We start from the raw sequence: 22,727 nt of genomic DNA, 5'->3' as shown, positions 1-22,727 counted from the left end.
TCAGGGGCGCGGGGCAGTGTCGGGTCTGCGGCTCCGCTGCGTGGGCGCGATCGGCCACCGACGGCCCGCAGCCGACGCACCACCCCCGGACCCCGTCTGCGCGTGCGTCGTGGCTTGTCGCGCAGTTCCCCGCGCCCCTGGCCGGGCGCCGTGGTGCCGCGGGACGAAGGTCCGGCGCACAGGTCCTACAGGGGCCGGCCGTGGGCGCGCAGGGTCAGCAGGGCCTCGATGGTGATCAGCGGCCGGCACTCCAGGGCCGTGCCCGGTGCCCAGGCCCGCCAGCGCAGCGGCCAGCCCCCGTCCTCCTGCTGCGCCGCGGCCAGGAAGTCCAGCGACCGGGACAGCTCCGCGTCGGTGAACCAGGAGCGGGCCAGCGATTCCGGCGTGCGCGCGTAGTCGTGCGGGTAGTGGTACTCGCCCGGCGCGTACCCCTCCGGCAGCGGATGACCGGCCGCCTGCTCCGGGTCCAGCACCGCCAGCCGCTGCTCGCGCACCGCGCGGCCCAGCCGCTCGGCCGCGGTCTGCGCCCGCGAGCGGTCCGGGGCGCCGTCGAGGAACGCCACGGCCGCGAGCACCTCGTACGGATGCGTGCGCACCCCCCGGCCCAGGGCCTCGACCGCGGCCCAGCAGAAGTCGGTGGCCCGGAACAGCCACGCGTGCCACACGTCGTTGCGGTGCAGCAGCCCCACCACCGGCCCGGTGGCCAGCAGGTCGCTGGGCGGGTCGGGCACCACCGGGATCCACGGCGCCGCCGGGTAGCCGCGCTGCGCCGGGTGCAGGGCGGGCAGCGCCCCGTCCGCCGTGGAGACGGCGGTCAGGTAGCGGCACACCGGCTCGACCCGGCGGTCGCGGCAGCGGCCGATCTCGTCCAGCACCCGCAGCGCGTGCGCGGTGTGCAGCGGCTGGCTCACCGGACCGCGCAGGTCGGGCTCCAGGGCGTGCCCGAAGCCCCCGTCGGCCCCCGCGTAGGCGTTCAGGGCCGCCTCGACGGCGTCGGGCGCGCCGTCCAGGAAGTGGTACGCGAACCTACGCTGTTCCAGGACGCGGGCGGTCAGCCAGATGAAGCGCTCGGCACGGGCGGCGGCGGATGCTCCGGAGAGGACCATGGACAAGACCGTAGGGCGCCCCATCGCCCCCGGTCAGCGGCTCGTGCACGGCTGCACTCTCAGGGGCGGGATACTTGGCACATGCGGTTGACGGTCTTCTGGCAGCGAATGGCGGACTACTTCGGCGAGGCGTACGCGGACTCCTTCGCGCGCGACCACGTGATGTCGGAGCTCGGCGGGCGTACCGTCCACCAAGCTCTCGACGCCGGCTGGGAGGCCAAGGACGTGTGGCGCGCGGTGTGCAGGGCGCTGGAGATCCCCGAGAGCAGGCGCTGACCGGCCGCCGACCGGTCCGGGCGCCGGGGGATGCGCCCATGGGCCACACTTTTGTGCGTGGCAGCCACTGACGATCCCGCCCAGGACGAGCCCGGGCCGCGCCGCGGCGACGACACCCGGATGCCGCGCTGGCTGCCCCGGGCGGTCGTCGTCACCTTGGCGATCTTCGCCTGCTTCCAGCTGTCCCTGTGGGCCTTCCACCGGCTCACCGGTCTGCTGGTCGACATCCTCATCGCGTTCTTCCTCGCCCTGGCGATCGAGCCGGCCGTCGACCGGCTGGCGGCCCGCGGCATGCGGCGCGGGCTCGCGACGGGCCTGGTCTTCCTGAGCTGCACCGTCCTGGTGGTCGGCTTCTTCACGCTGATGGGCTCCATGCTCGCCGGCCAGATCCAGCACATGGTGGAGAACTTCCCCTCCTATCTGGACGCGGTCATCGGCTGGGTCAACCGCACGTTCCACACCAAGCTCTCCCGGGTGCAGATCCAGGAGAGCCTGCTGCACTCCGACTGGCTGCAGAAGTACGTGCGCAACAGCGCCAGCGGAGTCCTCGACGTCTCCGCCACGGTCCTCGGCGGGCTCTTCCAGCTGCTGACAGTGGCGCTGTTCTCCTTCTACTTCGCCGCCGACGGGCCCCGGCTGCGCCGGTCCCTGTGCTCGGTGCTGCCCCCGCAGCGGCAGACGGAGGTGTTGCGCGCCTGGGAGATCGCGGTCTCCAAGACCGGCGGCTACATCTATTCGCGCGCCCTGATGGCGCTGGTCTCGGGCCTCGCGCACTACGTGGTGCTGCAGGTCCTGGGCGTGCCGTACGCGCCCGCACTGGCGGTCTGGGTGGGCCTGGTCTCGCAGTTCATCCCGACGATCGGCACCTACCTCGCCGGTGCCCTGCCGATGCTGCTGGCCTTCACCGTCGACCCCTGGTACGCGGTGTGGGTGCTGGCGTTCGTGGTCGTGTATCAGCAGTTCGAAAACTACCTGCTGCAGCCACGCATCACTGCCCGCACCGTCGACATCCACCCGGCCGTGGCCTTCGGGTCCGTGATCGCCGGCACCGCGCTGCTGGGTGCGGTGGGGGCGCTGATCGCCATTCCGGTGACGGCGACGCTGCAGGCGTTCCTCGGGGCGTACGTGCGGCGGTACGAGGTCGTGGGCGAGCCGGCGACGGGCACGGACGCGGACGTGGCCCGGGCCGACGCGGAGGCGGGGCGCGGGCGACGCGAAGGGCGCGGCGAGGGACGCGGCGAGGGGCGGGTCCCGCTGTGGAGCAGGGTGCGGGAGCGGCTGCGGAGGCGCTGACTCGCGGCCGCTGCCGGCCGCCGTCCGGGGCCGGAGTGGCGCGCTTGACACTAAAATCGAACATCCATTCTTATGGGTGTCCCGGCCCGACGGACCCCAGTTATCCACAGGCCGGGCCGACGCCCGGGCGCATTGTCAGTGGCAGGCGTTAGCGTCGTGGACGTGAAGCGATCGACTCAAGCAAACCGGGTGGAACCCATGGCAGGAACCGACCGCGAGAAGGCGCTCGACGCCGCGCTCGCGCAGATTGAACGGCAATTCGGCAAGGGCGCCGTGATGCGCCTGGGCGAGCGGCCGAACGAGCCCATCGAGGTGATCCCCACCGGGTCGACCGCTCTCGACGTCGCCCTCGGCGTCGGCGGCCTGCCGCGCGGCCGCGTGGTGGAGGTCTACGGACCGGAGTCCTCCGGTAAGACGACCCTGACCCTGCACGCCGTGGCCAACGCCCAGCGCGCCGGCGGCACCGTCGCCTTCGTGGACGCCGAGCACGCCCTCGACCCCGAGTACGCCAAGAAGCTGGGCGTCGACATCGACTCCCTGATCCTGTCCCAGCCGGACAACGGCGAGCAGGCGCTCGAGATCACCGACATGCTGATCCGCTCCGGCGCCCTGGACCTCATCGTCATCGACTCCGTCGCGGCCCTCGTGCCCCGCGCGGAGATCGAGGGCGAGATGGGCGACTCCCACGTCGGCCTCCAGGCCCGCCTCATGAGCCAGGCGCTGCGCAAGATCACCGGTGCGCTCAACCAGTCCAAGACCACCGCGATCTTCATCAACCAGCTGCGCGAGAAGGTCGGCGTGATGTTCGGCTCGCCGGAGACCACCACCGGTGGCCGGGCGCTGAAGTTCTACGCCTCCGTGCGCCTGGACATCCGCCGCATCGAGACCCTCAAGGACGGCACCGAGGCGGTCGGCAACCGCACCCGCGTCAAGGTCGTCAAGAACAAGGTCGCGCCGCCCTTCAAGCAGGCCGAGTTCGACATCCTCTACGGCCAGGGCATCAGCCGCGAGGGCGGCCTGATCGACATGGGCGTCGAGCACGGCTTCATCCGCAAGGCCGGCGCCTGGTACACGTACGAGGGCGACCAGCTCGGCCAGGGCAAGGAGAACGCCCGCAACTTCCTCAAGGACAACCCCGACCTCGCCAACGAGATCGAGAAGAAGATCAAGGAGAAGCTGGGCGTGGGCATCCGGCCCGAGGCCCCGGCGGCCGAGCCCGGCGCCGACGCCGCCGGCGGCGAGGGCGAGCCGGCCAAGTCCGTGCCCGCCCCGGCCAAGGCCACGGCCAAGGCGGCGAAGGCCGCTGCCAAGAGCTGAGCCGCACCGTGTCCGACGCACGGCCGGACCGCTGGACCGGTGAGGGCGCCCCTTCCCCGTCGAGGGCCGGGGGCGGAGCGCCACCACCGCCGGAGGAGCAGGCGCGGGCCATCTGCCTGCGCCTGCTCACCGGAACGGCCCGCACCCGCAAGCAGCTCGCGGACGCGCTCGCCAAACGCGGCATCCCCGGCGACGTCGCGGAGGAGGTGCTCTCCCGCTTCGAGGACGTGGGCCTCATCGACGACGCGGCGTTCGCCGGGGCCTGGGTCGAGTCCCGCCACCACGGCCGGGGCCTGGCCCGCCGCGCCCTGGCCCGCGAGCTGCGTACCAAGGGCGTGGACACGGCCCTGATCGACGAGGCGGTCGGGCAGCTCGACGCCGACCAGGAGGAGCGCACCGCGCGCGAGCTCGTCGAGCGCAAGCTGCGCGCCACCCGGGGCCTGGACCGCGAGAAGCGGCTGCGCCGCCTCGCCGGCATGCTCGCGCGCAAGGGCTACTCCGAGGGGCTGGCCCTGCGGGTGGTGCGGCAGGCGCTGGCCGAGGAGGGCGAGGATCCCGAGGTCCTCGGCGCCTTCCTCCCCGACGACTGACCGGCCGGCACCGCCTCGACGGCGGTGTCCACCGCCTCCTGCGTCGCCGCGTCCACCGGCAGCGTGTCCACCGGCAGCCCCGCCGCCCGCCACGCCTGGAAGCCGCCCACCAGGTCCGTGGCGTGCCGCAGGCCGAGGCGGCGCAGGGAGACCGCGGCGAGCGACGAGGCGTAGCCCTCGTCGCAGAACACCACCACCGGCAGCGCGTGATGCGTCGCCCGGGCCGAACGGTGGGCGCAGGCCGGATCGAGCCGCCATTCCAGCTCGTTGCGCTCCACCACCAGCGCCCCGGGGACCGTCCCGTCGCGCTCGCGTTGCGCCGCGTACCGGATGTCGACGAGCAGCCCGCCGTCCGCCTGGACGGCGGCGGCCTCCGCCGGGCCCAGCCGGTCGAGCTCCCCGCGCGCGGTCGCCAGCAGATCCTCGACCCTCATGCCCACTCCTGAGGCCACTCGACCAGTTCCAGCCGCAGCACCTGACCGCTGCGGCTGTACCGGCGCATCATCGGCAGCGGCGGGTAATAGGCGTGCACCGACACGGCGTGCGCCTCCCGCGAGGCGTTGAGCACCTGGTGCACATGATGCGGGCCGAAGGAGCGGCCGCGCCCGGCGGACAGGGTGCGCTCCCGGTCCACCCCCTCCGTCAGCTCCAGCATCCGCCACCCCTCCGTGGGCAGGCGTGCGGCCAGCGACTGTTCGGTCAACTTCCCCGTGGCGGTGGCGAAGGCCCCGTGCGAGCCGCCGTGGTCGTGCCAGCCGGTGCCACTGCCCGGAGGCCAGCCGATGAGCCACGCCTCGCTGCCGCCCGGCCCCTGCAGCCGGATCCAGGTGCGGCCCTCGGGGTCGAGGGGCAGTGAGGCGACCAGCGCGGCGTCGGCGGCCGTACGGCGCACGAAGGCCAGCAGGTCGGCCTCCGACGGTGGCGGTACGCAGGCGCCGACGGAGCCGGGGGAGGAGGAAGGGGCGGAAGACGCAAGGGGCGCAGGGGTGTGCGGGAACGATGACACGACGGACCGTCCTGTGAGTGATCGCGAAGGAGCGCGCAGGCCCGCAGAAAGGGGCGGCGCGTGAGAGAAGTGCGGATCAGCAGGACGGGCGACAGACACAGCCCGCATAGCGGACGAGGTCGAGATGGACCCTCCGCCAGAACCGGGCGCCGTTGTCAGTCACGCTCCGGAGTCAACCACGCTGCTTCGGACGTGGTCAACGGTTGGCCGTAGCCTCACTGGTGGCCGGACCGGGCCGCCCCGCGGCGGCCGGCTCGTCCTCGTCCGGCGCACCGTCGGCATCCGCTTCCGCCGCCTCTTCCGCCGCCTCCCGTGCCGCGTGTGCCGCGCTCCCGCGGGCCGCATCGGCACAGGCGTACAGCTCGGCGGGCCGCACCCCGGCCAGGGCGGCCACCAGGCGTCCGTCCGGGCGGACCACCAGCACAGTGTGCGCGTCCGCGCCCGGATAGCCCTCGGTCACCAGCAGTTCCGCCCGCATCGGCAGGGCGGAGACCGCCGCCGCCAGCCGCGGCATCAGTCCCGCGCCCAGCCAGTGCCGCCGCTCCCACACGCCCGTGCCCGGGGCGACGAGCACCACCAGCAGGTCGCCGCCGAACCGGTCGTGCAGCCGGACCTCCGAGCCGTCCGGGGCCGTCACCGGCACATCCGTCACCAGCGCCCCCACCGCCGTGCCCACCAGGACGGAACCGGCCGGGGGCGCGGCCGGAGTCAGGGGCGTACGGGTGTACACCGCCGGCGCGCCCAGCAGCCCGCGCCCCAAGTGGCCATCGGTCAGCAGCGCGTCGTGCGCCCGCGCGGCGCCCGGCACCAGGGTGCGGCGCACGCTGCGCCAGCCACCCTCCCCCCGCACCACCGGCAGCGCGCGGTCCGCCGCGCGCAACCGCGCGGCGATCGCCCCGCGCCGCTCGGCCTGGTAGCTGTCGAGCAGGGCGTCGGAGGCACCGTGGTGCCAGGCGAGCGCCAGCTTCCAAGCGAGGTTCTCCGCGTCCTTCAGGCCCTCGTCGAGCCCCTGCGTGCCCAGGGCCCCGAGCAGGTGCGCCGCGTCCCCCGCGAGGAAGGCGCGCCCGCTGCGCCAGCGGCGCGCGAGGCGGTGGTGCACGGCGTACACGCCGGTGTCCAGCAGCGTGTACGGCGGTGCGTCCCCGCACCAGGCGGCCAGCGAGTCCGTCACCCGCGCCAGCAGCGCCTCGGGGGTGACCAGGGCGCCGTCGGGGGGCAGTACCCAGTCCAGCCGCCAGGTGCCGCCGGGCAGCGGGCGGGCCGTCACCTCGCCGCCCCGGGGAGGCGAGCGGTGCAGCACGGCCTCGCCCGGCCACGGCAGTTCGGCGCGCAGCGCGGCGACCGCGTGCCGCTCCACCGCCGTGCGGCCCGGGAACCGGGCGCCCAGCAGCTTGCGCACCACCGACCGCGCGCCGTCGCAGCCCACGAGGTAACTGCCGCGCCAGACCGTTCCGTTGTCGCCACGGGTGTGCACGGTCACGCCGGAGGAGTCCTGCCCCAGCACGGTGACCCGGCTGTCGCGCACGACGCGCACGTCCGCCTCCTCGCCGACGGCGGCGAGGAGTTCGCGGGTGAGGGCGTGCTGCGGCAGGTGCAGGGGGGAGGGTTCGGCCGGGCCGGCGACCGTGTCGTCCTCGGGGGCGTCGTGCGTGCCGTCGTCCGGAAGGCCCGCCTTCCCGCCGTCCCCCGGCGGCGCGAACGGCACCCGCAGCACCTCGCCGCGGCGGCGCAGCGTCCGCCAGCCCGTCCAGCCGGTGCCTTCCGTGGTGGCGCAGCCCAGCCGCCTGAGCATCGCGACGGTCTCCGGCCGCAGCACGGCCGTGCGCGCCGGGCGGCGCTCGTCCTGCCCCGGCCCGCCGGCCGGCGCCTCGTCCAGGACGGTCACGGGAACCTCGTACCGTGCCAGGGCCAGGGTCAGCGCGAGACCGACCGGGCCGGCCCCGACCACGATCACCGGGTCCACGGCACTGCTCCCTCGCCCCCGCGCGCGTGGTGCGTACGGGACGTACGGGGACTGGCAGGGGAAAAACGGTGCGCGATCACAGAACGTATGCAACCCACTGCCGCAGCGTGCGTCAAGTGATCAGAGGCCCCGTCAGGGTGCGCCGGACGCGTACGCCCCGTCGGCACCGGGTGGCGGACGGGGCGTCACGGACGGCCGGTCAGTCGCCGCGCGCCTCGTTCGCGCCGGTGGCTCCGGCGGTGGACTCCGTGCCCAGCGCCGCGCTCGCGGCGGGAAGGGCCGGGGGCCGGCCCTTGCGGGAGCGCTGGGTGCGCCGTTCGACCCAGGTGGCGAGCGAGGACAGGGCCAGGCACAGCAGGATGTAGATCGAGCCGAAGACGATCACCATCGGGATGAACGCGTAGACGCCGTTCACCGGAGGGGTCTGCTGGGCGAACGCCTTGCCCACGAACAGCAGTTCCTCGTACAGGATGATGAAGCCGAGCGAGGTGTCCTTCAGCGTCACCACCAGCTGACTGATGATCGACGGCAGCATGGAGCGCACGGCCTGGGGAACGAGCACGCTCGCCATCACCTGCGTCTTGCGCAGCCCGATCGCGTAGGCCGCCTCGCTCTGCCCCTTGGGCACGGCGTTGATCCCGGACCGGAAGATCTCCGCCTGGACCGAGCCGTTGTACAGCGTCAGCCCGATCACCAGCGCCCACATGGGGTCGGAGGTGAACACCGCCGCGTACAGCAGGAAGATCATGATGAGCAGTGGCATGGCCCGGAAGAACTCCACCACCGCCGTGGCCGCCCACCGCACCGGCCTGTGGTCCGACAGCCGCGCGGTGGCCAGCAGGGCCCCCAGCACCAGCGACAGCACGGCGGCAATGGCGAACGTGCGCACCGTCGTCAGCAGGCCGTCGAGGATGCGCTGCTGGGTCTCGGTGTACTCGTAGTCGTCCCACAGCCCCGCCTGGAACTGCCCCGTGGCGTCCAACCGGTAGACGACGAACCCGAGGAGGCCGGCGATGGCGAGGACGGAGACGACGCCGTACGCGCGGTTGCGGGCGCGGGCCCTCGGGCCGGGGACGTCGTACAGGACGCTGCCGCTCATCGGGCCACCGCCAGTCGGTTCTCCAGCAGCCGGAACAGACCGCTGATCGAAAACGTGATGAGGATGTAGCAGACCGCGATCCACAGGAAGATCACGAAGATGTTGTAGCCGGAGGCGGCGTTGAGGGTCTTCTGCACCGAACCGAGCTCGGTGACGTTGAACCCCGAGGCGATCGCCGTGTTCTTGGCCAGCGCGATCAGCAGGCTGCCGATCGGCGGGATCGCCGTGCGGACCGCCTGCGGCAGGACTATGTGCCCGAGCGTCTGCCCGAACGTCATCCCGATCGACCGCGCCGCCTCCGCCTGCCCCACCGGCACCGTGTTGATGCCGGACCGGACGGCCTCGCAGATGAACGCCGAGGTGTAGCAGCCCAGTGCCAGCACCGCCAGCCAGAAGGAGCTCCAGCCCTTCAGGCCCAGCGCCGGCAGGCCGAGCGTGACGGCCAGGAACAGCAGCACCAGCGGGGTGTTGCGCAGCAGCGTCACCCAGGCGGTGCCGAAGGCGCGCAACGCGGGCACCGGGGAGACGCGGAACGCCGCGACGAGGGTGCCCAGCACCAGGGCGAGCAGCGCGCTGAGCGCCGTCAGTTCGACGGTTCCGACGAAACCTTCGCGGAACATCGCGAAGTTGTCAGACAGAACGTTCACGTTGCGTCTCCGGGTATCGCGAGGCGGTCATCCGGCACCGGTCCGACGGTCAGTAGCGCTCGACGGCGGGCGGGGTCGGGGCGGGGGCGCCGGAGCGGCCGAGCGTGGCGTCGTACGCCTTCTTCCAGTCGCCGTTCTGCTCGTGCGCCTCCAGGGCCTTGTCGACCGCCTCGCGCAGCGCCTTGTCGTCCTTGTTCAGCCCCACGCCGTAGGGCTCCTTGGAGAAGAGGTTGCCCGTCAGCTTCAGGCCCTTGTTCTCGGCCGCGTACCCCTTGAGGATCGCGTCGTCCGTGGTGACCGCGTCGACCGAGCCGTTGACCAGGTCCTGCACGCACAGCTGGTAGCCCTGCTGCGCCTTGACCTCGGCCGCGCCGTACTTCGGGTCCTTGATGCGCTTGAGCGAGCTGGAGCCGGTCGCCGAGCAGACCTTCTTGCCCTTGATGTCGTCCACGCTCTTGATGGAGCTGTCGGCCTTCACCAGCAGGTCCTGGCCGGCGACGTAGTACGGCCCGCCGAAGCCGACCTGCTTCTTGCGCTCGTCGTTGATGGTGTACGTCCCCACGTACAGGTCGACGCCGCCACTGGCGATCTGCGTCTCGCGGGCCTCGGAGGGCACGGACTTGAAGGTGATGTGGTCCTCGTCGAAGCCGAGGTCGGCGGCGATCATCCGGGCGATCTCCACGTCGAAGCCCGAGCGCTTCTTCGTGCCGGGGTTCTCGTAGCCGAGGCCGGGCTGGTCGGCCTTGGTGCCGATGGTGATCTTCTTGCCCTTGATCCGTGCGAAGACGGGTGAATCCTTCACGTCCGCCGCGGTGTTCACCTTGTAGGACGGCAGCGCCTGCGCCGAGCTGCTCTCGCCTCCCTGGCCGGCCTTGTCGTCGGGGCTGCCCGACTTGCCGCAGGCGGTCGCGGTCACGGCGAGGGCCACCACGACGGCGGCCGCTGCGGCGGTGTTGCGGAGCTTCATGTGGACATCCTTCGAGGTGAACGGGCGGACCGTGGGAGAGGGAATGCGCGTGGATACGGCACGGCCGGCGACGGCTCAGTGGTGCAGGATCTTGGAGAGGAAGTCCTTGGCCCGGTCGCTGCGCGGGTTGCTGAAGAACTGGTCGGGCCGCGCCTCTTCGACGATGCGGCCGTCGGCCATGAAGACGACGCGGTTGGCGGCCGAGCGGGCGAAGCCCATCTCGTGCGTGACGACGACCATCGTCATGCCGTCGCGGGCCAGCTGCTGCATGACCTCCAGCACCTCGTTGATCATCTCCGGGTCGAGGGCCGAGGTCGGCTCGTCGAACAGCATCACCTTCGGGTCCATGGCCAGGGCCCGGGCGATCGCCACGCGCTGCTGCTGGCCGCCCGACAACTGCGCCGGATACTTCTCCGCCTGGGCGCCGACGCCGACCCGGTCGAGCAGGGCGCGGGCCTTCGTCTCGGCCGCCGCGCGGTCCTTGCGCCGGACCTTCACCTGCCCCAGCACCACGTTCTCCAGCACCGTCTTGTGCGCGAAGAGGTTGAAGGACTGGAAGACCATGCCGACGTCCGCGCGCAGCCGGGCCAGTTCCCTGCCCTCCTGCGGAAGCGGTTTGCCGTCGATGGCGATGGAGCCGGAGTCCGTCGTCTCCAGACGGTTGATCGTGCGGCACAGCGTCGACTTGCCGGACCCGGAGGGGCCGATGACGACCACGACCTCGCCGCGCGCAATGGTCAGGTCGATGTCCTGGAGCACGTGCAGCGCGCCGAAGTGCTTGTTGACCTTTTTCAGGACGACCAGTGCGTCCGCGGCGTCAGCCGCGTCCTTGGTCACCGATACCTCGCTCATCGGCGTTCCTCGCTCCGTCCTCCTCGGTTGGGGAGGACCCTAATGAGCCGCAACGACCAGCGTCATTACATCTGAGCTGAAATTGAGCATAACGATCCGGACTCAAGTGGACACTGAGCGTCAACGAGACGCGCGGCCGCGTACGGCGTACCGGCTGCATAACGGAAGCCGATGGACGAGCCGGTACCCCTTGACGTACCGGCCATCCATCGGCGTGGATGCGGTGTTGCCAATGCGGTGTGCCGCACCAGCCGCCGGAGGAGGCCGATGAGACTGCTGCTCGTGGAGGACGACGACCATGTCGCCGCGGCCCTGTCGGCCGTCCTGGCCCGGCACGGCTTCGATGTCACCCACGCCCGGAGCGGCGAGGAGGCCCTGCAGGCGCTGCTGCCCGCAGCGGGCGCGCCGTTCGGCGTCGTCCTGCTCGACCTGGGCCTGCCCGACCAGGACGGCTTCGAGGTCTGCGGCAGGATCCGCAAGCGCACCACCACGCCCGTCATCATGGTCACGGCTCGCTCCGACACCCGGTCGAAGATCCACGGGCTGAACCTGGGCGCCGACGACTACGTGGTCAAGCCCTACGACACGGGCGAGCTCCTCGCGCGCATCCACGCCGTCGCCCGCCGCACGCCCGCCGGGCGCGGCGCTCCGGGTCGGCCGAAGGAGCCGGAGGGCCCGCACGCTCTGCGGCTGGGCCCGGTCACCATCGAACTGCCCAACCGCCGCGTCTTCGTGTACGACGAGCCCGTCTCCCTGACCCGCAAGGAGTTCGACCTGCTGGCCCTGCTCGCCCAGCGCCCGGGGGTCGTCTTCCGCCGGGAACAGATCATCAGCGAAGTCTGGCGCACCAGTTGGGAGGGCACCGGTCGCACGCTGGAGGTGCACGTCGCCTCGCTGCGCGCCAAGCTGCGCATGCCCGCCCTCATCGAGACCGTGCGGGGCGTCGGCTACAAGATCGTCGCCCCGGTCTGAGGGGCCGCGACGCGCCGTGCACACCCGACTGCTGCCCCTGCTCATCGTGCTGATGGCCGGCGTCCTGCTGGCCCTCGGCTTCCCGCTCGCCGCCGGCATGGCGGCCGTCGAGCAGCAGCGGGTGGTCGTCGACCGCATCGACGACACCGCCCGCTTCGCCTCGCTCGCCCAGTACGTCACGGCCAGGCCCGCCGATCGCACCGAGTCCATGGCCGAACCGCTGACCACCCTCAACACCGAACTGCGGCGGTACGAGGACCTCTACGACATCCGCGTCGGCGTCTTCCACCGCGACGGCAGGCCCCTGGCCGTCGCCCCCGACTGGACGCTGCCGCGCGAGGGCGAGGCGCGCCAGGCGTTCCAGGAGTCCCTCGCCGGGCGCCGCAGCCACGATCCCGCGCAGATCTGGCCCTGGGCCCGCAACCGGCTCACCGTCGCCTCGCCCGTGGTCCGCGACGGCGACGTCGTGGGCGTCGTGGTCACCCAGTCGCCCACCGGGGCCCTGCGCTCGCGCATCCTGCACAGCTGGCTGCTGCTGGCGGCCGGTGAGCTCGCCGCGATGCTCGTCGCCGTCGGTGCGGCCTTCCGGCTGACCGGCTGGGTCCTGCGGCCCGTACGGACCCTCGACGCAGCCGCCCACGACATCGCCACCGGCCGCATGAAGTCCCGTGTCGCGGCCGACAGCGGCCCCCCGGAACTGCGCCGCCTGGCCCGCTCCTTCAACGAGATGGCCGACAACGTCGAGGACGTCCTCGAACAGCAGCGGGCCTTCGTCGCCGACGCCTCGCATCAGCTGCGCAACCCCCTGTCCGCCCTCCTGCTGCGCATCGACCTGATGGCGCTGGACCTGCCGGACGGCCACACCGAGATCGAGTCCGTGCGCACCGAGGGCAAGCGCCTGGCCCGCGTCCTGGACGACCTGCTGGACCTCGCGCAGGCCGAGCACGCCGCCGCCGAGCCGCAGCTCACCGACATCGCCGAGCTCGTCACCGACCGGGTGGGAGCCTGGCTGCCGGTCGCCGAGCGCAACGGCGTCGCCCTGACCTACCGCGGACCGCGCGCCGCCACCGGCTGGGCCGACCCCATAGCCCTCTCCAGCGCCCTGGACGCCGTCGTCGACAACGCCCTGAAGTTCACCCCGTCCAGCGCCCGCGTGGAGGTCCTGGTCGAAGTGGCCGGCCCCCGCGTGCGCATCACTGTCGCCGACGGCGGCCCGGGCCTGACCGACGAGGAGCTCACCCGCGTCGGCGACCGGTTCTGGCGCAGCAACCGGCACCAGAACGTCTCCGGCTCCGGCCTCGGGCTGTCCATCACCCGCGCCCTGCTCGCCCCCGGCGGCGCCACGCTGGCGTACGAGCACAACCGCCCCACAGGGCTGCGCGCGACCATATCCGTCCCCCGCGACGCCGGGTGACCGCGCCGCACCATGCGCGGCGCCCCGTAAGGGGCGCGGGGCAGTGTCGATTTGCGGCTCCGCCGCGCGGGCGCGACAAGCCACGACGCGCCCGCAGGCAGGATGCCGTGCTTCGCCCGGGCCCCGGGGTGGTGCGTCGGCTGCGGGCCGTCGGTGGCCGATCGCGCCCGCGCGGCGGAGCCGCAGATCGACAGGGCCCCGCGGCCCTTACAGGGTGCTGCATGATCTGCCGGCCAGGCCCTAAGGCTTCGCCGACACGTAGTAGCGTCGCGCCCCCGCGTGGAGCTGCAGCGGATTGGTGTAGATCGCCGTGCGGAAGTCGACCTTCTGGGCCGCGTGCACCTTGGTGCCGATGCTGTCGCGATTCCTTATCACCGTGCGGGTGATGCTCTCGGTGAGGTCGGAGTCGATGTCGTCCCGGGTGACCAGCAGGTTGGCGACCGCGATGGTCTTCACGGCCTCCGCGGCGTGCATGTCCGGGTAGGCGTCCGTCGGGATCACCGCCGCCCGGTAGTAGTACGTCTGCCAGCCCATCGCGTGCAGCGGCTCCAGCAGGTCGCCGAGCGGGACCAGCCGGACCTGCAGCTGCTCGCTGAGGGTCTGGACGGCTCCCGTGGGCAGCCCGCCGGACCAGAAGAAGGCGTCGATCTCGTGCCGTTGGAGCATCGCCGGCGCCCGGTCGATGCCCACCCGTACGGGGACGATGTCGTGGTCGAAGCCGATCCGGGCCGCCTGCAGCAGCCGGCGCGTGATCAGCTGCACGCCCGAGCCGTCCGCGCCGACCGCCACGCGCAGGCCCTTGAGGTCACGTGTGGCGTGCACCGGGGAGTTCCGCGGCACGATGAGCTGCATGTAGTCGTCGTACAGCCGTGCGCACGCCCGCAGGTGCTCCGCGCCCGGCTCGCCCCGGTAGCCGTAGGTCGCGGCGGCGTCCGCGGTGGCCAGGGCGAAGTCGGCGCGGCCGGTGCTGAGCTGCTGCAGGTTGTCCATGGACCCCTCGCTGCGCAGCAGCCGCACCTCCAGGGCGGGCAGGTCCGCCGCGAGGTCCCGCTTGAGCAGCTTGCCGTACTGCGCGTACACGCCCGTGGGCATGCCGGTGGCGATGGCGATGCTGCCGTGCGGGGTCGGGCCCGGGCTCTGCGGCAGCAGCCACCACACGAGCAGCCCCAGCACCACGGCGGCGACGGCCCCCGCCCGCAGCAGGCGGCGCCCGCGCGGCCGGTGGTCCTGCGGTATTCCGGCAAGCACAGGCGGATCCTGCCAGCCGTCACCGCGGTCGGCCAGGTTCCGTGCACGGACCAATCGGTCCGTGCACGGGGGAGCCGCCGGTGCTGCCGGAGCCGCGGGAGGCTCCGGCGCTCGGTGAGGGATATGTCCGCGAGCCCCTTTACCCTTGTGGCATGACCAGCAGCGACCGGAGCCCCGACGTGCGTTCTACCAGCACCTACATGATCCGCACCTACGGATGCCAGATGAACGTCCACGACTCGGAGCGGCTGTCCGGCCTGCTGGAGGACGCGGGCTACGTCCGCGCGCCCGAGGGTGCCACCGAGGGCGAGGCCGACGTCATCGTCTTCAACACCTGCGCGGTGCGCGAGAACGCCGACAACAAGCTGTACGGCAACCTCGGCCGCCTCGCCCCGGTCAAGGCGCAGCGTCCCGGCATGCAGATCGCCGTCGGCGGCTGCCTGGCGCAGAAGGACCGCGACACCATCGTGAAGAAGGCGCCGTGGGTCGACGTCGTCTTCGGCACGCACAACATCGGCAAGCTGCCCGTGCTGCTGGAGCGCGCCCGCATCCAGGAGGAGGCGCAGGTCGAGATCGCCGAGTCCCTGGAGGCCTTCCCCTCCACGCTGCCCACGCGGCGCGAGAGCGCGTACGCGGCCTGGGTGTCGATCTCCGTCGGCTGCAACAACACCTGCACCTTCTGCATCGTCCCGGCGCTGCGCGGCAAGGAGAAGGACCGCCGTCCCGGTGACATCCTCGCCGAGGTCGAGGCGCTGGTCGCCGAGGGCGTCAGCGAGATCACCCTGCTCGGCCAGAACGTCAACGCCTACGGCTCCGACATCGGCGACCGCGAAGCGTTCTCCAAGCTGCTGCGCGCCTGCGGCAAGATCGAGGGCCTGGAGCGCGTCCGCTTCACCTCCCCGCACCCGCGCGACTTCACCGACGACGTGATCGCCGCGATGGCCGAGACGCCGAACGTGATGCCGCAGCTGCACATGCCGCTGCAGTCCGGCTCGGACACGGTGCTCAAGGCCATGCGCCGCTCGTACCGCCAGGAGCGCTTCCTCGGCATCATCGAGAAGGTGCGCGCCGCCATGCCCGACGCCGCCATCTCGACCGACATCATCGTGGGCTTCCCCGGCGAGACCGAGGAGGACTTCGAGCAGACCCTGCACGTCGTGCGCGAGGCGCGCTTCGCGCAGGCCTTCACCTTCCAGTACTCCAAGCGCCCGGGCACCCCGGCCGCCGAGATGGACGGCCAGATCCCCAAGGAGGTCGTGCAGGAGCGCTACGAGCGGCTCGTCGCCCTGCAGGAGCAGATCTCCTGGGAGGAGAACAAGAAGCAGGTGGGCCGCACCCTGGAGGTCATGGTCGCCGAGGGCGAGGGCCGCAAGGACGACGCCACCCAGCGCCTGTCCGGCCGCGCCCCCGACAACCGCCTGGTCCACTTCACCAAGCCCGCCGAGCCCGTGCGCCCCGGCGACGTGGTGACCGTCGAGATCACCTACGCCGCCCCGCACCACCTGCTGGCCGAGGGCCCCACCCGGGCCGTGCGCCGTACGCGGGCGGGCGACGCGTGGGAGAAGCGCAACGCCGCCGAGGCCGCCAAGCCCCAGGGCGTGATGCTGGGCATCCCGACCATCGGCGCCCCGGCCCCGAGCCCGGCCCCGGCGTCCGCGGGCTGCGGCTGCGACTGAGCCGCAGGCCCACGGCCCGTTCTTTTCGCCCCCTCTCTTTTCCGCCCCGTCCCGGGCCCGCTCACGCAGCGGGAACGGGGCGGGGCGTATCGTTCCCGCATGCTCGTCGCCGCTGCCGTGTGCCCCAGTCCGCCCCTGCTGGTTCCCGAGGTGGCCGAGGGGGCCGCACCCGAACTCGACGCCCTGCGGGCCGCCTGCCTCGACGCCGTGGCCGTGCTGGCGGCCGCCCGCCCCGAGCGGCTGGTCGTCGTGGGCCCGGCCGGCCCCGACGCCGCCGGGACGTACCCGCAGGGCGCTCCCGGCTCCTTCCGCGGGCTGGGTGTCGACCTCGACGTACGGCTCGGTGACGGCGGCCCGGCGGGGGAGCGGCGGCTGCCGCAGTCCCTGACGGTGGCCGCCTGGCTGCTCACGCGCACGGCCTGGTCGGCCGCGCCGGTGACCGGCCTGGGGGTCGCGCAGTCGCTGGGAACGGACGAGTGCCTGGCCGCCGGCCGTGCGCTGGTGGGGACGGGCGAACGCGTCGCCCTGCTGGTCATGGGGGACGGCAGCGCGTGCCGCACCGTGAAGGCGCCGGGCTACCTCGACGAGCGGGCCGAACCCTTCGACAAGCTGGCCGCACGGGCTCTGGGCGCCGCCGACACGGCGGCGCTGGCCGGCCTGGACGCGGAGCTAGCCGGTGAGCTGCAGGCGGCCGGCCGGGCGCCGTGGCAGGTGCTGGCGGGCGCGGCCGGCGAGGCCGCGCTGCGGGGCGCGCTGCTGTACGAGGACGCGCCCTACGGGGTGGGCTACTTCGTGGCCGCCTGGTCCTAGGGGCCCGGGCCCGGTACGGCGACGGCCGTGGAGCTTCCTCCACGGCCGGTCGCGGACGAGAAGGGCAGCCGCCGGTCAGGTCGGGAAGCCCCGGTGCCCGGCGGGCCGGTCGGTGACCGCCCCTCGTCCTCGCCGCACCCGCGTGCGGCCTTACTTGCGGGCGCCCTCACCGGCCTCGCTGTCGGCCGCCTTCGCCGCGGACTGCTGCTTGGGGATGTCGACTCCCTCGCCCGCCTCGTCCGTGGTCTCCTCGGCCTTGGCCTCGGCGGCCTCCTCCGGCTGCGCCTCGGCCGTCTCCGCGGCGTCGGTGGATTCCGCCGTCTGGGTGGCAGCCGCGGCCTCTTCCGTTGACGTCGACGACGACCGACGGAGAATCCTTGAAAAAACGCCCATATCTACTCCATTACCTTACTGATGTGAGCGAAATCCCGCGTCGTCCGGGGCGCCCAGCGGGGCCGCTCACGGACACCGGTCCGTGAACCGGCTCTCGGAACCTCGCAACAGGCAACGACGCCGGGTGCGTCGCGTCACGTCGCTCGTTCGTGGGGCACTGCCGAGGTTTGGGAGACTGGAGCGGTGAGAAACGCAGCTCCCGCACCCCGGGTCATCGCCGTCGTCGGTCCCACGGCGGCAGGCAAGTCCGATCTCGGCGTCGCCCTCGCCCAGCACCTGGGCGGCGAAGTGATCAACGCCGACTCCATGCAGCTCTACCGCGGCATGGACATCGGCACCGCCAAGCTGACCCTGGCGGAGCGGCAGGGCGTGCCGCACCACCTGCTCGACATCTGGGACGTCAAGGAGACCGCGAGCGTCGCCGAGTACCAGAGGCTGGCCCGCGCCGAGATCGACCGCCTGCTGGCCGCCGGCCGCACCCCCGTCCTGGTGGGCGGCTCCGGGCTCTACATCAAGGGCACCGTCGACGCCATGGACTTCCCCGGCACCGACCCGGCCGTCCGGGCGCGGCTGGAGGGCGAGCTCGCCGAGGCCGGCCCCGGCGCCCTGCACGCCCGGCTGGCCGCGGCCGACCCGGCCGCCGCGCGGGCCATCCTGCCCGGCAACGGCCGGCGCATCGTGCGCGCCCTGGAGGTCATCGAGCTCACCGGCAAGCCCTTCACCGCCAACCTGCCCGGCGAGGAGCCGGTGTACGACGCGCTGCAGATCGGCGTCGACGTTGAGCGCCCGGAGCTGGACGAGCGGATCGCCCTGCGGGTGGACCGCATGTGGGAGGCGGGGCTCGTGGACGAGGTGCGCGCCCTGGAGTGCGAGGGTCTGCGCGAGGGGCGCACGGCCTCCCGCGCGCTTGGGTACCAGCAGGTGCTCGCCTTCCTCGCGGGGGAGTGCAGCGAGGACGAGGCGCGCACCGAGACCGTACGCGCCACCAAGCGCTTCGCGCGCCGTCAGGATTCGTGGTTCCGCCGGGATTCACGGGTGAACTGGCTGAGCGGCACCGCCGGCCGGCAGGCGGAACTCACCCAGGAGGCGCTGGCGTTGGTCGAACGGGCTATTACAGCCTGATCACGTGATGGCATCGGGACGCTCCGCACGCGGCCCCGGCCACCCGCGACGTGCCATCATCAAACTTCGATCGAGCCGTGAAGTCCGAGTTGGGAGGGCGCGTGGCGATGGAGGCCGGCCCTCGCGACACAAGGCAGCAGCAGCCGTCCGGCGAGTCCGGCGCGCTGACCCCGGACGGCCCGGACACCACCGAGGACGGCGAGCCCGGGGCGGCGGAGCCCGCCGCCTTCCGGGAGCTGCGTCCGCAGCGCAGGCTGCGCGCCTGGCAGCTCGCGCCCATCGTCGTCCTCGCCGCCCTCGGCTCGCTGATGTTCGCCTTCCCGCTCGCCTTCGAGTTCGGTGACGGCGGCCCCGTCGTCGCCATGCTCGGCCTGCTGCTGAGCTGCTGCGCCGCCGGCTGGGGCGTCATGGCGGCCCGCCGCGTCGGCTACACCTGGCCCGGCCTGCCGCCGCGCGGCTCCGGGCGCCGCCCCGACTGGCGGTACGTCGCCTCGTACACCGCCGTCGTGACGCTGGTGGCCGTGCTGGCCGTCTGGCGCGTCGCCCGCCTGCGATAGGCCCGTGGCCGGCGGATCGTGCAGGGCTCCGTGCCCCTGACGGGGCGCCGTGGTGCGACGTGACGAGGATCCGCCGGACAGGCCCCGGCCGTGCCGCCGGGACCGGGCCGGCAGACCCGTGACCGGGCCTGTCACAGGTCACCCGTACCATCGAAGGGTGAGCACCGCGCAGATCGCCTTCCTCAAGGGTCACGGCACCGAGAACGACTTCGTGATCGTCCCCGACCCCGACGGCCGCCTGGAGCTGTCCGCGGCAGCCGTCGCCCGCCTGTGCGACCGCCGGGCCGGCATCGGCGCCGACGGCGTGCTGCGCGTGGTGCGCTCCGCCGCCCACCCCGAGGCGCGGGAGATGGCCGGCGAGGCCGAGTGGTTCATGGACTACCGCAACAGCGACGGCAGCATCGCCGAGATGTGCGGCAACGGCGTCCGCGTCTTCGCCCGCTACCTCCAGCAGGCCGGCCTGGCCGGCGAGGGCGACCTGCCGATCGCCACGCGCGCCGGCATCCGGCGTGCCCACATCGCCAAGACCGGCCCCGGCGGCGAGCCCGGCGACGTCACCGTCGCCATGGGCCGCGCCCGGCTGCCCCAGGGCGAGGTCACCGTCACGGTGGGCGAGCGCAGCTGGCCCGCCCGCAACGTCAACATGGGCAACCCGCACGCCGTCGCCTTCGTCGGCGACCTCGCCGACGCCGGCACCCTGTACGAGGCGCCCGGCGTCAGCCCGGCCGCGGCCTACCCCGAGGGCACCAACGTCGAGTTCGTCGTCGACCGCGGGCCCGGCCACGTGGCCCTGCGCGTCCACGAGCGCGGCTCCGGCGAAACCCGCTCCTGCGGCACCGGCGCCTGCGCCGTGATGGTCGCCGCGGCCCGCCGCGACGGCGCCGACCCGGCCGTGCTGGGCCACCCCGTCACGTACACCGTGGACCTGCCCGGCGGCCGCCTGGTGATCAGCGAGATGCCGGACGGCACCGTGGAGATGACCGGACCGGCCGTCATCGTCGCCGAGGGCACCATCGACGCCTCCTTCCTGGCCGGCACCGCCGTCTGACCGGCCGCCCGGGCGTCACCCGGCGCGCCCCGGCTCCCTCGAATGGGTGATCCGGTTCACTCTGGGCGAGAGGGGGTGAGCGGTGCGTGATGGGGTCGGTAGCATCAAGCACCGGCCTTGAGGCGTGAGCCGACCGCCGGTCGACGCTGCCGGAGGTGCCCATGAGCGCAGAGGCCACGAACACCGGTGCTCCCGGCCGCTGGCGCGGCCGCCGCATCGACCTCAGACGGCTCGGTCGCGCCGCGCTCGCCGGCTCCGGCGCCCGCGGCCGGCTCCCCGATGCCATCGACCACGTCGCCAAGGTCCACCGCGCCCATCACCCCGGCGCCGACCTGGACATCCTGCGCCGGGCCTACGTGCTGGCGGAGTCCTCCCACCGCGGCCAGACGCGCAAGAGCGGCGAGCCGTACATCACCCACCCGCTCGCCGTCACGCTGATCCTGGCCGAACTGGGCGCCGAGACCACCACCTTGACCGCCTCTCTGCTCCACGACACCGTCGAGGACACGGAGGTGACCCTCGATCAGGTGGGGGAGCAGTTCGGCGCCGAGGTGCGCTTCCTCGTCGACGGCGTCACCAAGCTGGAGAAGGTCGACTACGGCGCCGCCGCCGAGCCGGAGACCTTCCGCAAGATGCTGGTGGCCACCGGCAACGACGTCCGGGTGATGTCCATCAAGCTCGCCGACCGCCTGCACAACATGCGCACCCTCGGCGTCATGCGCCCCGAGAAACAGGCCCGCATCGCCAAGGTCACCCGCGACGTGCTGATCCCGCTCGCCGAACGCCTGGGCGTCCAGGCGCTCAAGGCCGAGCTCGAGGACCTGGTCTTCGCCGTCCTGCACCCCGAGGAGTACGCCCGCACCCGCGAGCTCGTCCTCGCCCACGCCGGCCGGCCCGACCCGCTGCAGGCGACCGCCGGACGGATGCGCGCCGTCCTGCGGGAGGCGGGCATCGCCGCCGAAGTCGCCGTCCGGCGGCGTCACTTCGTCTCCGTCCACCGGGTGCGCCTCAAGCGCCGCGAGATCACCGGTTCCGACCTGGGCCGGCTGCTCGTGCTGGTCGGCGAGGACGCCGACTGCTACGCGGTGCTCGGCGAGCTGCACACCTGTTTCACGCCCTACATCTCCGAGTTCAAGGACTTCATCGCCGTCCCGAAGTTCAACCTCTACCAGTCGCTGCACACCGCCGTCGCCGGTGAGGACGGCCAGGTCGCCGAGGTCCTCATCCGCACCCACCGCATGCACCGCGTCGCCGAGGCCGGCGTCATCGCCCTCGGCAACCCCTACGCCGCCCCCGAGGCCTGCGAGAGCGCCGACGGCGAGCGCGTCGACCCCACGCGCCCGGGCTGGCTCAGCCGGCTGCTTGAGTGGCAGCGGGCCACCCCTGACCCCGACACCTTCTGGACGTCCCTGCGCGACGAGCTCGCACAGGACCGCGAGGTGACCGTCTTCCGCGCCGACGGCGGCACGATCGGCCTGCCGGCCGGCTCCAGCTGTGTGGACGCCGCGTACGCGCAGTACGGCGACGGTGCCCACCACTGCTTCGGCGCGCGCGTCAACGGCCGCCTGGCGACGCTCGGCACGATCCTGCACGACGGCGACACCGTCCAGCTGCTGATGTCGCCGGACGCCGACGTCACTGCCTGCGGGCCCTCGCCCGAGTGGCGCGAGCACGCCCGCACGCCCGCCGCCCGCATCGCCATCGACCGCTGGCTGGCCGCCCACCCCGCCGTCCCCGACCCGCCCGCCGACCCCGCCGCCGGCACCCGGCCGCCCGTGCCCGCCGGCCCGCCCCGCGGCGCGGAGCGCCCGCGTGGGCCCGTGGCCGTGGTGGCCGACCGGGCCGCCGCCAGCGTGCGCCTGGCGGGCTGCTGCACACCCGTGCCGCCCGACGAGGTGACCGGCTTCCCCGTGCGCGGCGGCGCGGTGACCGTGCACCGCACGCCCTGTCCCGCCGTGCACCGCATGATCACCTCGGGGCGGCAGCCCGTGGAGGTGCGCTGGCACACGGCGGACGGCGCCGGCTGCGGCGACTACCGCGTCACCCTGCGCGCCGAGGCGTTCAGCAGGCCGCGGCTGCTCGCCGACCTGACCGAGGTCATCGCGGCCACCGGCGCGGCCGTCGTCTCCGCCGCGGTCGAGCCGCCGTACGAGCAGCGGGTGCGGCACACGTACACCCTGCAGCTGGCCGATGCGGCCCAGCTGCCGGAGCTGATGCGGGCCATGCGCCGCGTGCCGGGTGTTTACGACGTGGAGCGGGCGGGCCGCTCGGTGGCGGCGCCGCTGTGACCCGATAGCACGCGGCGGCCCACCGGACAACCTGCTGATACGACACTCGTACCAACAGGCGAGACGCTCATACGAGTGGGCCG

At 73.1% G+C, this 22,727-nt stretch carries 21 protein-coding genes and 2 pseudogenes; 12 read left to right on the top strand and 11 right to left on the bottom strand.

Annotation, left to right across the window (positions count from 1 at the left end):
- Nucleotides 1–185 precede the first annotated feature (185 nt).
- Nucleotides 186–1,106 (bottom strand): hypothetical protein, encoded by a 921-nt coding sequence (locus tag ABD361_RS07220; protein WP_344433950.1) that lies wholly within the window; start codon nt 1,104–1,106, stop codon nt 186–188.
- A gap of 81 nt (nt 1,107–1,187) precedes the next feature.
- Between ABD361_RS07220 and ABD361_RS07215 the strand changes: the two genes are divergently transcribed.
- The 4 genes and pseudogenes from ABD361_RS07215 to recX form a co-directional block, all read left to right on the top strand.
- Nucleotides 1,188–1,382 carry a DUF3046 domain-containing protein gene (locus ABD361_RS07215; RefSeq protein ID WP_344433949.1) on the top strand — a complete coding sequence of 65 codons (195 nt, stop codon included), beginning with the start codon at nt 1,188–1,190 and terminating at the stop codon, nt 1,380–1,382.
- 57 nt (nt 1,383–1,439) lie between these two features.
- Nucleotides 1,440–2,675: an AI-2E family transporter gene (locus ABD361_RS07210; protein WP_344433948.1), complete on the top strand. Its 1,236-nt coding sequence runs from the start codon at nt 1,440–1,442 to the stop codon at nt 2,673–2,675.
- Nucleotides 2,676–2,873: 198 nt separating this feature from the next.
- Entirely contained in the window at nt 2,874–3,992 is a 1,119-nt protein-coding gene (gene recA / locus ABD361_RS07205; protein WP_344433947.1) for a recombinase RecA, read from the top strand.
- Nucleotides 3,914–4,498 (top strand): annotated as a pseudogene (gene recX, locus ABD361_RS07200) (recombination regulator RecX); the annotation flags it as partial. The gene recA and the pseudogene recX, both read left to right, overlap by 79 nt.
- 152 nt (nt 4,499–4,650) lie before the next feature.
- On the opposite strand, the pseudogene ABD361_RS07195 reads toward recX, so the two are convergent.
- The 8 genes and pseudogenes from ABD361_RS07195 to ABD361_RS07165 all read right to left on the bottom strand — a co-directional run.
- A pseudogene (locus ABD361_RS07195) lies at nt 4,651–5,016 on the bottom strand (rhodanese-like domain-containing protein); the annotation flags it as partial.
- Nucleotides 5,013–5,588 carry a cupin domain-containing protein gene (locus tag ABD361_RS07190; RefSeq protein ID WP_344433946.1) on the bottom strand — a complete coding sequence of 192 codons (576 nt, stop codon included), beginning with the start codon at nt 5,586–5,588 and terminating at the stop codon, nt 5,013–5,015. The gene ABD361_RS07190 and the pseudogene ABD361_RS07195, both read right to left, overlap by 4 nt.
- 76 nt (nt 5,589–5,664) lie before the next feature.
- Entirely contained in the window at nt 5,665–5,751 is an 87-nt protein-coding gene (locus tag ABD361_RS30635; RefSeq protein WP_361747052.1) for a putative leader peptide, read from the bottom strand.
- A 33-nt stretch (nt 5,752–5,784) separates the two neighbouring features.
- On the bottom strand, nt 5,785–7,551 hold the full coding sequence (locus ABD361_RS07185) for an FAD-dependent monooxygenase (RefSeq protein ID WP_344433945.1): 1,767 nt from the start codon (nt 7,549–7,551) through the stop codon (nt 5,785–5,787).
- A gap of 199 nt (nt 7,552–7,750) precedes the next feature.
- Entirely contained in the window at nt 7,751–8,650 is a 900-nt protein-coding gene (locus ABD361_RS07180) for an amino acid ABC transporter permease (RefSeq protein WP_344433944.1), read from the bottom strand.
- Nucleotides 8,647–9,297 carry an amino acid ABC transporter permease gene (locus tag ABD361_RS07175; protein ID WP_344433943.1) on the bottom strand — a complete coding sequence of 217 codons (651 nt, stop codon included), beginning with the start codon at nt 9,295–9,297 and terminating at the stop codon, nt 8,647–8,649. The genes ABD361_RS07180 and ABD361_RS07175 overlap by 4 nt, the downstream gene beginning before the upstream one ends.
- A 49-nt stretch (nt 9,298–9,346) precedes the next feature.
- Entirely contained in the window at nt 9,347–10,264 is a 918-nt protein-coding gene (locus ABD361_RS07170) for a glutamate ABC transporter substrate-binding protein (RefSeq protein ID WP_344433942.1), read from the bottom strand.
- A 75-nt stretch (nt 10,265–10,339) separates the two neighbouring features.
- Complete coding sequence (locus ABD361_RS07165) at nt 10,340–11,116, bottom strand: amino acid ABC transporter ATP-binding protein (protein WP_344433941.1); 777 nt, start codon at nt 11,114–11,116, stop codon at nt 10,340–10,342.
- 267 nt (nt 11,117–11,383) lie between these two features.
- Between ABD361_RS07165 and ABD361_RS07160 the strand changes: the two genes are divergently transcribed.
- Both ABD361_RS07160 and ABD361_RS07155 read left to right on the top strand, forming a co-directional pair.
- On the top strand, nt 11,384–12,088 hold the full coding sequence (locus ABD361_RS07160; protein WP_344433940.1) for a response regulator transcription factor: 705 nt from the start codon (nt 11,384–11,386) through the stop codon (nt 12,086–12,088).
- A 16-nt stretch (nt 12,089–12,104) separates the two neighbouring features.
- Nucleotides 12,105–13,502 (top strand): sensor histidine kinase, encoded by a 1,398-nt coding sequence (locus ABD361_RS07155; RefSeq protein WP_344433939.1) that lies wholly within the window; start codon nt 12,105–12,107, stop codon nt 13,500–13,502.
- Nucleotides 13,503–13,742: 240 nt separating this feature from the next.
- On the opposite strand, the gene ABD361_RS07150 is transcribed toward ABD361_RS07155, so the two are convergent.
- Nucleotides 13,743–14,750: a TAXI family TRAP transporter solute-binding subunit gene (locus ABD361_RS07150; RefSeq protein WP_344433938.1), complete on the bottom strand. Its 1,008-nt coding sequence runs from the start codon at nt 14,748–14,750 to the stop codon at nt 13,743–13,745.
- 152 nt (nt 14,751–14,902) lie between these two features.
- Here ABD361_RS07150 and miaB point away from each other — a divergent pair, with 152 nt between their 5' ends.
- Complete coding sequence (gene miaB / locus ABD361_RS07145) at nt 14,903–16,426, top strand: tRNA (N6-isopentenyl adenosine(37)-C2)-methylthiotransferase MiaB (protein WP_344433937.1); 1,524 nt, start codon at nt 14,903–14,905, stop codon at nt 16,424–16,426.
- Between the two features lie 99 nt (nt 16,427–16,525).
- Nucleotides 16,526–17,236, top strand: coding sequence for a class III extradiol dioxygenase subunit B-like domain-containing protein (locus ABD361_RS07140; protein ID WP_344433936.1), 711 nt, complete (start codon nt 16,526–16,528; stop codon nt 17,234–17,236).
- 150 nt (nt 17,237–17,386) lie between these two features.
- Here the strand turns inward: ABD361_RS07140 and ABD361_RS07135 are convergent, their stop codons facing one another.
- Nucleotides 17,387–17,629, bottom strand: coding sequence for a hypothetical protein (locus ABD361_RS07135; protein WP_344433935.1), 243 nt, complete (start codon nt 17,627–17,629; stop codon nt 17,387–17,389).
- A gap of 183 nt (nt 17,630–17,812) precedes the next feature.
- Here ABD361_RS07135 and miaA point away from each other — a divergent pair, with 183 nt between their 5' ends.
- From miaA to ABD361_RS07115, 4 genes are all read left to right on the top strand, one after another.
- Nucleotides 17,813–18,751 carry a tRNA (adenosine(37)-N6)-dimethylallyltransferase MiaA gene (gene miaA / locus ABD361_RS07130; RefSeq protein WP_344433934.1) on the top strand — a complete coding sequence of 313 codons (939 nt, stop codon included), beginning with the start codon at nt 17,813–17,815 and terminating at the stop codon, nt 18,749–18,751.
- A gap of 107 nt (nt 18,752–18,858) precedes the next feature.
- Entirely contained in the window at nt 18,859–19,308 is a 450-nt protein-coding gene (locus ABD361_RS07125) for a hypothetical protein (RefSeq protein ID WP_344433983.1), read from the top strand.
- Between the two features lie 157 nt (nt 19,309–19,465).
- Nucleotides 19,466–20,356 carry a diaminopimelate epimerase gene (gene dapF, locus ABD361_RS07120; RefSeq protein ID WP_344433933.1) on the top strand — a complete coding sequence of 297 codons (891 nt, stop codon included), beginning with the start codon at nt 19,466–19,468 and terminating at the stop codon, nt 20,354–20,356.
- Between the two features lie 161 nt (nt 20,357–20,517).
- Complete coding sequence (locus tag ABD361_RS07115) at nt 20,518–22,644, top strand: RelA/SpoT family protein (protein WP_344433932.1); 2,127 nt, start codon at nt 20,518–20,520, stop codon at nt 22,642–22,644.
- The last annotated feature ends 83 nt before the right edge of the window (nt 22,645–22,727 follow it).

The sequence above is a fragment of the Streptomyces luteosporeus genome (assembly GCF_039532865.1).
Lineage (GTDB): Bacteria > Actinomycetota > Actinomycetes > Streptomycetales > Streptomycetaceae > Streptomyces > Streptomyces luteosporeus.
This window is presented reverse-complemented; position numbering and strand designations above follow the sequence as displayed.